This is a genomic window from Psychrobacter sp. S1-30-MNA-CIBAN-0213, assembly GCF_040309845.1.
Lineage (GTDB): Bacteria > Pseudomonadota > Gammaproteobacteria > Pseudomonadales > Moraxellaceae > Psychrobacter.
In genome coordinates this window covers 1-11,053 of sequence record NZ_JBEOPE010000022.1, presented here as the reverse complement: position 1 = coordinate 11,053, position 11,053 = coordinate 1, and the positions used below count along the sequence as shown (strand labels likewise).

The window sequence follows — 11,053 nt, the reverse complement described above, 5'->3', positions numbered from 1 at the left end:
GGGCCGTTAGCTCAGTTGGTAGAGCAGTTGACTTTTAATCAATTGGTCCCGCGTTCGAATCGCGGACGGCCCACCATATTCCTAAAAGCCCAGTCACTATACGATATAGTGACTGGGCTTTTTTTCGTCTGAAGCTTTTCTTTATTTCTTACGGTTACCTTTAAAAATACTGAAGTCAGCATCTTTTCGCCACAGCAGTTTATGCTTGATAGTATCTTTAATCGTACGTGGGTGCTTAGGCGCTTGCTTTATTAACATATCAAAAGTCGCTTCATCTATAGCTAACTCACGTCCATGCGCCATCATGACTATTGATGGCTTTAAATCTTTTATTCTTTGTAATGACTGGATATAAACTTTAGGATCATAAATGGGAAAAGGTGCAACGAATTTATGACGTAGCTTAATAATCAAATCAGCTGTATATACCTGCCTACTTGGCACATGGAACAAAGATAAATCACGATCTGTATGGCCTGGCGTCTCTAGGACTTGCCATTCATCAAACCCCGGCACACAATCTCCATCTTTAACGACAACATCAGGCTTAAGGTGCGCTGGATAATACAAGTTTTTAGGTGAGCGCCCTTGACGTCTCGCCACATAATTAGCCAGACCCATATCTACAAAATGCATGGTTCGCCCACCGATACCGCTATACCACTGGCTATTCTTATCCGCAGATACAATAACACAGCCTGTCGCTTCTCTGAATTTGTGTGCCCCGCCGGCATGATCTGGATGCATGTGAGTGACTATCACTACTTTCAAATCCGTTATCGGGCGCTGCAAAGTCGCTCTAATATAGTCTAACACCATCGCTATATCAGGGCGGCAGCCACCATCTAATAGCATAATTTTAGATGGATATATCGCAAGATACGTACTTTGAATATATCCATCTAAGCGTACAATTTCACATAAACTCATTTATATTCCCTGCCTCGTTAATCATTCTTGTTGTGAGGCTTCCTTTCAGTGTAAGCAATAATCTTTAGTATAGCGTTCGTCATTTTTAAATAAATGACTTTGAGTGAACGCTTGTGACTATAAATAGTTAATCTTGAATAACGCTTGAACAAAAAACTTATAAACTTGTCATCAGAAAAGCAAAAACTCAGCACATAGGCTGAGTTTAAGATAAAGCATTTAGTAATTGAGATTGTAATTAGCGTTGTTTAAACAAAATTGATCTTTGCTAAGCTAGCCTTTACTGATTTAACTAGGCAAGATCACGAACCTTGGGTTCACGTTCCCACAGACGTGATTTGGCATTTTCGATAAAGGTATCTAACTCAGCCAATGGCGTGACAAAGCTATCTTTTTCGATAGGTAGCTTACTTAAGATAAATTCATCGGTCGCACCACAATAAGCAATCGCTTTGCAATGCCCATAAGCATCGTTGAACCAATCTAATGCTGAGCTGTCTTTGGCAAGCTTTTTAGCTTGATCAGGCATAATGATACTAACCACTGCATCAAACATCACTGAAGGACCGCCAGCGAGACGCTCGTCAGCTTGGATGCGTGTATCGTCATCCAACACAACTTCTTTGTTGGGCGCAACGATTTTTACGCTAGCGCCCTGCTCTTTTGCCGCATCTTCAAACTTTTGGATTTCACTATGTTTGGAGCCATCAGCGACCAAGATACCGATCAAACGTCCTTTTAAACTCTTAGGAGTAAGACCAATCGTTTGTACTGCGTCGGAAGTCGCCATATCTTGTACTGGTGCTGCTGCGTCGGCTGGTTCTGGCAATTCCATACCAAGCGCTTTTGCCACACGATTTGCTAAGTCTTCATCGATGTGAATGAGATGACTAAGCGTACGAGTACGTACATGTGCCGTATCTACCTTACCAAGCTCAAACGCGTAAGCAGAAGCAATATGCGCTTGCTCAGCTGGTGTTTGACTACGGTAGAACATACGTGGTTGGCTATAATGATCCGCGAAGCTCTCTGCACGTACGCGACCTTTCACGCCATCATCTAACTGCTCATGGAATGATTCAAAACCACGCTTAACGCTTTCACGCGGTCTGGTTGGATCTAAACTCTGAGGTTCATAAAGGACGCGAGTTTTAGGTACTTGCATTTGCATATGACCGTCTTGCTGATTATTTGCAAACGGACATTTTGGCGCATTGATTGGAATTTGTGCAAAGTTTGGCGAGCCTAACCGTGAGAGCTGGGTATCTAAATAACTAAATAGACGACCTTGTAATAATGGGTCATTACTAAAATCGATACCAGGCGGCAAGTGTGATGGACAGAATGCGACTTGCTCTGTTTCCGCAAAGAAATTATCCGGATAACGATTGAGCACCATTTTACCCACTACCTTAACTGGCACCATTTCTTCTGGAATCAGCTTGGTAGCATCTAAATGGTCAAATGGGAATTCATTGGCTTCTTCTTCGGTAAATAGCTGTACACCAAACTCCCACTCAGGATAGTCGCCGTTATTAATTGATTCAAACAGATCACGACGATGATAATCAGGATCAGCACCTGAAATTTTCACTGCTTCATCCCACGTGGTCGACTGTACACCAAGTACTGGCTTCCAATGAAAACGCACAAAGGTACTCTTACCATCTTTGTTAATCAAACGATAGCTATGAATACCAAAGCCTTCCATCATGCGTAAGCTACGCGGTAAAGCACGATCACTCATCAGCCAAATTAGATTATGCATAGTCTCAGGACTTAACGACACAAAGTCCCAAAACGTATCATGGGCAGATGCCGCTTGCGGGAAACCGCGATCAGGCTCTGGTTTTACCGCATGGATTAGGTCTGGGAATTTCATCGCATCTTGAATAAAGAAGATTGGCATGTTGTTACCAACGATATCCCAGTTACCTTCTTCGGTATAGATCTTCACTGCAAAACCACGTACATCACGTGGTGTATCTTTTGAACCCTTATTACCAGCAACCGTAGAAAAACGTGTAAATAATGGCGTCTGCTTGCCTGTTTCAGTTAAGATTTTCGCAGTGGTATATTCTTCTAATGACTCTGTTAGTTCAAAATAGCCGTGTGCTGCACTACCGCGCGCATGAACAATGCGCTCAGGAATACGCTCATGGTCAAAATGATGAATCTTTTCACGCAGTACAAAATCTTCTAATAGAGTCGGCCCGCGAGCGCCTGCTTTTAGAGAATTTTGGTTATCAGAAATAGCGACGCCCTGCTGGGTCGTTAAAACTTTAGTGTCATCACCTGCGCGCTGATGAGTCTCAGCCCCGGTACCACGTTCAGTATTCATATTCTTAGCGGGGTCGGTATGATCTAGATTCTTATTCATAATATATCCTAGCTAATGAGTAAAATGACCTCTTTTGAGATCATTAATAAAGTGCTTACACAGGTTTAGTATCCTTGGAGATAATTTTGACTTCATATGTCTATTAGTTGTCTGTGTTTTAGCACTGCCGATTATTAAAAAGATAAAGAAATAATAAGCTTACGAGTTATATTACCCAAAAACTAAGTGGTGTATATAGTGAACCTTGTTGATATTTAGTTAAAGTTTATGCATTTTAAATAGAAAGACCTTATTTCTTTAGCCTACGTCTTAGAAATCGATTCTTGTAATGTAGATCTTCTTTAAGGTATGATTTTATGAAGGATTACACACCGATGATAAATAAATGGACATTATTCTTAGCCACATATTTATCTCTCTCTTATCAAATTATGAGGCTACCTATTATGTCACCGTTACCAACATCATCAACCACATCTGACTCTTCTTCTAAGAGCCTTTATCGCTCATTAATGCTGGGAACTTCATTAGGTTTGATGGCGCTCACTTTTAGCCAAACAGCTGCAGCCATTACTACCAAAAACGTTACCTATAAGGTTGATGACCAAGTATATGAAGGTTATTACGCTAAAGCCGATAAACCTAATGCGCCTTTTATTTTACTCATTCATGATTGGGATGGGTTGACAGACTATGAGCGTAAACGCGCTGATATGTTAGCAACTGAAGGCTATAACGTATTGGCAGCAGACATGTTTGGGCAAGGCATTCACCCTACTTCTATTGAAGAAAACAAACGCTTAACCGGAGCATTATATGACGATCGTAGCAAGATGCGCCGCTTGCTACAAGGTGCACTGAATGCCGGACGACTACAAGGTAATGATGTGCGTAAAGGCACTACAATGGGGTATTGTTTTGGCGGTACGGTTGCTTTAGAGCTAGCACGCTCAGGCTTCCCGCAAAAAGCGTTTGTACCATTCCATGGTGCTTTTGATATTCCAACGGGTCAAAGTTATGACAATACCACTGGAGAAATCTTAGTTTTCCACGGCTCTGCTGATGAATCTGTATCCCTTGAGAGCTTTGCCACTTTGGGTAAGACGTTAGAGACTGCTAAGGTACCACATGAGATGGTAACTTATAGTGGTGCGCCACATGCCTTTAGTGTATTCGGGAGTGATAGATATGATAAACGTGCCGATGAACGCTCTTGGAAGCGTTATTTGGATTTTTTAGCAGAAGAATATAAATAATTAGAATAAATTGTGTTAGTCCAATCAACAAGATATCTATCATATGTAGAGTATCAAGATAGAATTAAGTGATTTTATCTTGATGCCTTTTCAGCTTTTTAAGTGCAACATAACTTCCTATACAACCCTTGTCTTAGCTTGTTTTCTGAAAGACCAATAGCTGATTATTCGCAGGCATCGCATACTTCTCACTTAACGTTAAATGATGTTGTTCTGCTAAATCTGTTATGTCTTCCAAATTGCGAATGCCGCTCTGTGCATCACGCTGCCGTAGGCTGATATCAAACTGCTGATTACTGACACTGGTGTAGTGTCCATTTTCGTTGAATGGTCCATATACAATCAGCTTTCCGTGTACAGGTAGTATATCTCCGACCAAAGCAAACAACTGCTCAACTAAAGACCAAGCAATGATATGCAGGGTGTTGGCAGTAAATACTGCATCGTAAGGCGTATCAATATTATGGTTAACTGGCACTGAGTCATGAGCTAAATTAAAAGCAAGAGGTGCATATAAGTTAGCCGCAGGATGTTCGGTGTGCCAAGCATTAATACTTGCATGATTGTTGACAACATCACTGGTCTGCCATGTTAAGTGCGCTAATCTTGGGGCAAAATAAATACTATGTTGACCAGTCCCTGAGCCAATCTCTAGCACATGCAGAGAGTCTTTTAACTCTTTTTGCAAAATAGCTAATATAGGCTGCTTGTTATTCTCACAAGCTCGAGAGAATGGCAGTACAGCAGCAGACATAGAATCAGTATTAATATTATTATTCATTATTAACATCCTAATTTTTATACTATTGATATCACGATATTAGGGCGTATTGAACATTCACAAATAGTAGCTAAACGCTTTAAAACTAATAAATACCCGCTTCTACTCCAGCTGCAAGCGTCATCGCCAGCTCTTCTACTTGCTCAGTGAAGCCTTCTTGCCAATCACCTTTTAAGATTAGCGCCTCTTGAATCCATTCCCAACGCAGTCCAGTGGTAATCGTCTTCATAGCAAGCTTGGTACCCGTACCATCCTGTCCAGCTCGAATATATAACGCAAATGGCATGCCTTGCTTTTCTTCTAGTACAGGGTAATAACAGCGATCAAAGAAGTCTTTGGTCAGCCCTGCCATATAAGCTAGATTCTCAGTCGTTCCTAATAATAATGCATCTGCTGCCAACACATCTTCAGGCTGGGTATCCTGTGGCGATTTTAGGATGACATTAATATCTATATCAGGATGATTAGCACCATCGTAGGCAGCTTGCGCCAATTTTTTGGTATTGGGCGACGGTGCATGCGCAACGATAAGTAAAGTTTTGGTAGTCATATTAATCACCATTATAGAGGTTACTAGTTTTTGGAATTAATAGCCACTTTCTGAATAATATCAGGATGGATGCTTTTAGCAACCGGACAAGTTAGCGCAGTGTTATAGAATATTTTTCGCGTTTTATCATCTAACTCTTGGTTAAAATAAATAGCAATATGTACTTCACTGACTCGTCTTGGGTCAGCTGCCATAACCTTAGTAACTTCGGCAATAGTGCCTGCAATATCAATATCCATATCACGAGCTTTGATACCAATAATCGTCAACATACAGCTGGCCAAACTGGTCGCTAGCAGATCCGTTGGCGAAAACGCTTCACCTTTACCCTGATTGTCAGTTGGCGCGTCGGTTATGATTTCATCATTTGATTGCAAGTGAATAGCTTGGGTTCGTAGATCGCCTTGGTAAGTTACTTTTGAGGTTGTCATAGGGTTCTCTTTGCTAGTTGTTTGTCTTAATTGTTATACCTGCTAGTGGCAGTGCTTATATAGAATGATCTCATTACACTATCTTACAGTGGTATAAGACTTATGCAAATAAGTATGGTTATCAAAACTTGATTGCTACAATTTCCTAGTTGTTATGGGTTTTATAGAAAGAAAGCTAGTCTATACTCACAATCCCGATACTACAGTCAAAATTAAGCATTAATTCCTCAACATATGTAAAACGAATTTATGCAAAACGAAATTATCTTAATGAATGGAATGTTTATGAGTGTTAGCCAGAATTTGTTAAATTTAGATACGGTCACAGAAGGTAAGGTTATCAAAAGCGATGGTAGCATTATTAGTACTTCTAGTTATGATGTATCTGACTTTATTAAAGTAGAGCCAAATGCTACATATACCATCTTTAGCGAACAACGCAGAGGTCTTGATACATTTAATAGTATTGCCTATTACGATGGAAACAAGAGGTTTATCAAACGGGTATCCGCAATAGACAGATATTCGGAAAGTATAACTATTACTACCCCTATAAATGCTTACTATGCGCGCCTCAATATGAATGGTGGCCGTGCCTACCAAAACAAACGTACGTTCATAAAGGGTGGCGAAGTACTGCCTTATCAAGATCTTGAAGGCGTATACCCTGACCCTAATCAAGATACCATCTATTATAAGAATAATTATAATACACCTGAAGAAGCGCTTGAGGATGCAGCTAAGCGCGGAGGTGCCAATATTATATTCCCAGATGGTAAGTATGAGGTAGCGCTAGAACCTAGAGTGCCCAATATTCGGCTGTTCGGTACGGGTGAAACCTACTTTTATGCTAAATCTAGATCAGCAGTGCTTGAAGTCCGTGAAGAAGGTAATGGCTTTCAAGCTACTGGCGTTCATTTTAGAGGCCAAACCATAAAGCATGCTGACACTAACAGCCCACTGGCCACCTCTATCTATTGCATGTGGATATGGGGCAAAAATTGTAAGTTTAGTAACTTTACGTCTGAAGGAGCGATATACGATAGCTTATACATACGTGGCGACGGTGAAATGAACTTCGAAGCTAGTGATTTCAGAATAGGTCCATCTAACAGAAACTGTTTAACTATCGCATCAGGCCTTGGTATAACACTTAAGAACGGCATCGTTCGATTCGAAAAAGATGCGTATGTCTATTCTACAAACCCTAGAGGAAGTGATTCTGAACCGACCTATGGCGGTTTATACCTTGCTGATATTGAACCACCTACCTCTTCTCATCAATGGGGCAATGTACTATATGAAGACATTGAGTTTATCAATGCTAGCGACTCATCTGGAGGCCGACGGGTCATAGTACAAGATAACAATCGTGACAATCGCAATTACTTTGATATTACTGTTCGTAACTGTCTTATGATCAAGGAAGGTAATCATAATGGAGATGCCCCGTACATCAGTCTGAAATCAAAGTCTGATCAGAAAGTATTTAGAGGTATTAATGTTGAAGGTGGTACATATAATAACCGCGTCATTATGACATCAGAGTATGAGAAGGTACTTGAAGACTGTACGTTTGAGAATATTACACTAGATACTATAAAGGCTTTTAGCTGGCTAATTACCCTTGGCAAAGATTGTGTTGTCAGAAATATTGATACTAAAGTTGGTGATGAAATTACAAATTTCAATATTAACTCTTCAACTAATATCAATGTCGAAAATGTATTAGGCAATAGTAATGTTAGTTGATGATATCTTTCTTTAGTAGTATCGCAGGTCAATGTTTTAACAAGTCATAAAGTAATAAAGATTATAGGAAAGTTATCATGAATGAATTATCAAGAAGAGCCTTTTTACAGCGTTTAGGCTATTTAGCGGGTGCTGGTGTTGTTACTCCTATGGCTATCAACTTATCAGCTATGAACAAAGCAACAGCGGCAACGACAGACTCAGATTATAAAGCCTTGGTCTGTGTTCTATTAGACGGAGGTAACGATCAAGCCAACACTTTGATTCCCATCGACACATCCAACTATGCAACTTACCGTAAGATACGTCAAGATATCGCTTTGGATCAATCCACTTTATTACCTTTAATACCTGCAACTAATCTAGCTGGCGGTCTGAAATGGGGTTTTAATCCCAATCTCAAGCGTTTAAACAGCTTATTTCACCTAAGAAAATTGGCAGTCTTACAGAATGTAGGGTCTTTAGTACAGCCTACTTCATTAGATCAGTATAAAAATCGGTCAGTAGCGTTACCCAGAGGTTTGTTTTCTCACTTTACTCAAAAGCAAAATTGGCAAAGCACAGCTTCGGACTCTTTTAGAGAAGGTTGGGGCGGAAAAATTGGTGATGCAATACTAAAACAAAATTCGCATGGAGCGTTTTCTTGTGTTGGTACCGATAATGATACTTTATTTCTGACAGGTGAAAATACCAATCCATTGAAAGTTACCCCTTATGGTATCAAAGGTACTGGGAGTAATAAAGAAAGATCCCAGGGATCTGATGCAATGAGCTTTTCAGAAGCACTGAGTAATTTATTCACTTCATCTGACGACAATGCAGTTGCCGATTCTACTAACGAATCAATGATGTTATCAGCTATAGAAGATGCAAAAACTATTTCAACTGAATTTGCCACTGAAAATGCATTAGCGCAACAGCTAAAAACAGTGGCATCACTTATCAAAGCACGAGATACGCTGGGTGTCAAACGTCAGATATTCTTTGTAAAGCTTAAAGGATTCGATACCCATAATGATCTACTTGGGCGACATAGTACGTTGATGCGTCTACTTGACGATGCATTAGGAAGTTTTTATGAAGCCACTGAAGAATTGGGAGTTTCTCAGAATGTCACCACTTTCACTATGTCAGAGTTCGGTCGAACTTTTAATAGCCATGGTGACGGATCAGAGCATGGCTGGGGAGGTCACCATTTCATTATGGGTGACGCAGTGAAAGGTAGAGATTTTTATGGTGAAGCACCAGAGATAGGTCTAGATACAGCCATTGATGTCGGTGAAGGCGCATGGTTACCTACGACATCTATTGATCAGTATTCAGCGACTTTGGCTAAATGGTTTGGCGTCTCAGATAGCAATCTAACAATGGTAGCGCCTAACCTACACAAGTTCAATAACTGGGATTTAGGCTTTATGTCTAGCTAATTGATTTTTAAAGTATCTTATATATAGAAGCATCTCATATGTGAAGGTCATTTTAACAGCAATAAAGCTTGCCAGAATTCAGTTTTGGCAAGCTTTATTGTTTTCAGCTAGCTCTATCCCGCCTATTAAACCAAACATAAAGCTCTTTAAAAAAGTGAGATATAACTAATTAAAACAGGCTGACGGCAAAGTTTGTTTTAAACATTACAAGTTGCCTTAGTAATGATCACATCTAATTCACTGATTCGTCTGAGATCAGCTCTGTCATGAGCTTGGCAACTTCAGCAGTGGTTCCTGCAATATCAATATCCATATCACGAGCTTTAATTCCAATAATCGTCAATATGCAGCTGGCTAAGCTGGTTGCTAGTAAATCAGTAGGAGAAAACGCTTCGCCCTTCCCATGATTGTCCGTCGGCGCATCGGTGATGATTTGATTGTTTGACTGTAGATGAATGGCGGTAGTGCGCAGGTCGCCTTAATAATTTACTTTTGAGGTTGTCATAGATTTCACTTTGATGATTATTGTTATTATTATTGAATTGAATTGAAACTATTTAGCGATTAGCATAAATAACCAGATAGACTCAATCCCTAATAATGCAATATATGGTAGAAACTGAAATAAATATTGAGTTTTAGCTATGATAGGGAAATACCATTGGTTGTTATAATGACTAGTTAAGTTATTTTTAGCATAAAGGTAATCTACACGTGAGTGATTTTCAACACGTTGAAGTATATTTTCATAATCCTTAACTAAATCATCATACTTTATCGAACTCGAATCTTCATTCATATGACGATGCACCTTGCGAGCTAAAGTACTCACAAGTAATCCACATTGATGCATTTTCTCTGCTCGAACAGGGAAATTAGCCATATTAAGCAAAATGGAAATAACTAAAATTACCACTGCTAGGACAACCTGAATGAAGCTAGTATAATTTGAAGAAAAATTAGTTTTTAGATCAAACGTTTCTATGAGAGGAATAGCAATTAGCCCCATAGAAAAAAAGTTATGGTCCATAAAGAAATATTATGATGAGCTCTTAAACGATCATTCGCAGCAAAACGGCATGCAGCGGCTTTAATCATCCTGTCGTAAAGTTCCTCATAATGATTTTCTTTTTGCACGATGCCTCCAATAGGCTTAATGTCTTATTAGACAATTAAAAATGGCTTGCTATAAGAACGAGGTAAGAAAAAAAATCAGCTAATTTTTTATCCGTTTGAGCTACTTGCTAGTATAAGTTATTAATTAGATCACCAAATCCCCAAATCACAGTTCCGAGTACTGTAATAACTATCCCTAAAAATATTTGACTGCCTATTTTCCGACCATCTTCGTTAGTGACTTGTGTATTTCCATCGCTATCTATCTCAGCAAAATCGAATGCAGAAGCATTAGATAAATAAATACCTTTTATGAAAGATGGAGAACTCAAAAGGAATAAACCTGCAATTGTAATTAATGAACCAAAACGAGAAAACCACATCCATTCTGATATAGTCAGTTCAAAATAAAAATGTTATGCCTTGGACAAATATCATAAAACAATTTGGATAAGTCATTTTGCATCCA

The 11,053-nt window shown here is 39.5% G+C and carries 10 protein-coding genes, 1 tRNA gene and 1 pseudogene; 4 read left to right on the top strand and 8 right to left on the bottom strand.

Annotation, left to right across the window (positions count from 1 at the left end; all coding sequences use genetic code 11):
• Positions 1-76, top strand: a tRNA-Lys gene (locus tag AAEY87_RS13685).
• A 65-nt stretch (positions 77-141) separates the two neighbouring features.
• On the opposite strand, the gene AAEY87_RS13680 is transcribed toward AAEY87_RS13685, so the two are convergent.
• Positions 142-930 (bottom strand): MBL fold metallo-hydrolase, encoded by a 789-nt coding sequence (locus AAEY87_RS13680; protein ID WP_350657564.1) that lies wholly within the window; start codon positions 928-930, stop codon positions 142-144.
• Between the two features lie 292 nt (positions 931-1,222).
• Positions 1,223-3,310: a catalase gene (locus tag AAEY87_RS13675; protein ID WP_350657562.1), complete on the bottom strand. Its 2,088-nt coding sequence runs from the start codon at positions 3,308-3,310 to the stop codon at positions 1,223-1,225.
• Positions 3,311-3,627: 317 nt separating this feature from the next.
• Here AAEY87_RS13675 and AAEY87_RS13670 point away from each other — a divergent pair, with 317 nt between their 5' ends.
• Positions 3,628-4,527 carry a dienelactone hydrolase family protein gene (locus AAEY87_RS13670; RefSeq protein WP_350657561.1) on the top strand — a complete coding sequence of 300 codons (900 nt, stop codon included), beginning with the start codon at positions 3,628-3,630 and terminating at the stop codon, positions 4,525-4,527.
• Between the two features lie 133 nt (positions 4,528-4,660).
• Here AAEY87_RS13670 and AAEY87_RS13665 read toward each other — a convergent pair whose 3' ends face one another.
• The 3 genes from AAEY87_RS13665 to AAEY87_RS13655 form a co-directional block, all read right to left on the bottom strand.
• The gene (locus AAEY87_RS13665) at positions 4,661-5,308 is read right to left on the bottom strand and encodes a DUF938 domain-containing protein (protein WP_228138904.1); all 648 of its coding nucleotides are present in this window, start codon (positions 5,306-5,308) and stop codon (positions 4,661-4,663) included.
• Positions 5,309-5,393: 85 nt separating this feature from the next.
• Complete coding sequence (locus AAEY87_RS13660; RefSeq protein ID WP_350657560.1) at positions 5,394-5,858, bottom strand: flavodoxin family protein; 465 nt, start codon at positions 5,856-5,858, stop codon at positions 5,394-5,396.
• Positions 5,859-5,881: 23 nt separating this feature from the next.
• The gene (locus AAEY87_RS13655) at positions 5,882-6,289 is read right to left on the bottom strand and encodes an OsmC family protein (protein WP_350657559.1); all 408 of its coding nucleotides are present in this window, start codon (positions 6,287-6,289) and stop codon (positions 5,882-5,884) included.
• A 249-nt stretch (positions 6,290-6,538) separates the two neighbouring features.
• Between AAEY87_RS13655 and AAEY87_RS13650 the strand changes: the two genes are divergently transcribed.
• Both AAEY87_RS13650 and AAEY87_RS13645 read left to right on the top strand, forming a co-directional pair.
• Entirely contained in the window at positions 6,539-8,041 is a 1,503-nt protein-coding gene (locus tag AAEY87_RS13650; RefSeq protein WP_350657558.1) for a hypothetical protein, read from the top strand.
• A gap of 77 nt (positions 8,042-8,118) precedes the next feature.
• Positions 8,119-9,468 carry a DUF1501 domain-containing protein gene (locus tag AAEY87_RS13645; protein WP_350657557.1) on the top strand — a complete coding sequence of 450 codons (1,350 nt, stop codon included), beginning with the start codon at positions 8,119-8,121 and terminating at the stop codon, positions 9,466-9,468.
• Positions 9,469-9,686: 218 nt separating this feature from the next.
• On the opposite strand, the pseudogene AAEY87_RS13640 reads toward AAEY87_RS13645, so the two are convergent.
• The 3 genes and pseudogenes from AAEY87_RS13640 to AAEY87_RS13630 all read right to left on the bottom strand — a co-directional run.
• Positions 9,687-9,940, bottom strand: a pseudogene (locus AAEY87_RS13640) (OsmC family protein); the annotation flags it as partial.
• 81 nt (positions 9,941-10,021) lie between these two features.
• A complete protein-coding gene (locus tag AAEY87_RS13635) occupies positions 10,022-10,498 on the bottom strand; it encodes an SLATT domain-containing protein (protein WP_350657556.1) in 477 nt (158 codons plus the stop codon).
• Positions 10,499-10,712: 214 nt separating this feature from the next.
• Positions 10,713-10,967, bottom strand: coding sequence for a hypothetical protein (locus AAEY87_RS13630; protein ID WP_350657555.1), 255 nt, complete (start codon positions 10,965-10,967; stop codon positions 10,713-10,715).
• Positions 10,968-11,053: the final 86 nt, after the last annotated feature.

Excerpts from the sequence above, each read along its gene's own strand:
- AAEY87_RS13680 (WP_350657564.1), bottom strand. The coding sequence starts at position 930 with ATGAGTTTATGTGAAATTGTACGCTTAGATGGATATATTCAAAGTACG.
- AAEY87_RS13675 (WP_350657562.1), bottom strand. The coding sequence starts at position 3,310 with ATGAATAAGAATCTAGATCATACCGACCCCGCTAAGAATATGAATACT.
- AAEY87_RS13670 (WP_350657561.1), top strand. The coding sequence starts at position 3,628 with ATGAAGGATTACACACCGATGATAAATAAATGGACATTATTCTTAGCC.
- AAEY87_RS13665 (WP_228138904.1), bottom strand. The coding sequence starts at position 5,308 with ATGAATAATAATATTAATACTGATTCTATGTCTGCTGCTGTACTGCCA.
- AAEY87_RS13660 (WP_350657560.1), bottom strand. The coding sequence starts at position 5,858 with ATGACTACCAAAACTTTACTTATCGTTGCGCATGCACCGTCGCCCAAT.
- AAEY87_RS13655 (WP_350657559.1), bottom strand. The coding sequence starts at position 6,289 with ATGACAACCTCAAAAGTAACTTACCAAGGCGATCTACGAACCCAAGCT.
- AAEY87_RS13650 (WP_350657558.1), top strand. The coding sequence starts at position 6,539 with ATGCAAAACGAAATTATCTTAATGAATGGAATGTTTATGAGTGTTAGC.
- AAEY87_RS13645 (WP_350657557.1), top strand. The coding sequence starts at position 8,119 with ATGAATGAATTATCAAGAAGAGCCTTTTTACAGCGTTTAGGCTATTTA.
- AAEY87_RS13635 (WP_350657556.1), bottom strand. The coding sequence starts at position 10,498 with ATGGACCATAACTTTTTTTCTATGGGGCTAATTGCTATTCCTCTCATA.
- AAEY87_RS13630 (WP_350657555.1), bottom strand. The coding sequence starts at position 10,967 with ATGTGGTTTTCTCGTTTTGGTTCATTAATTACAATTGCAGGTTTATTC.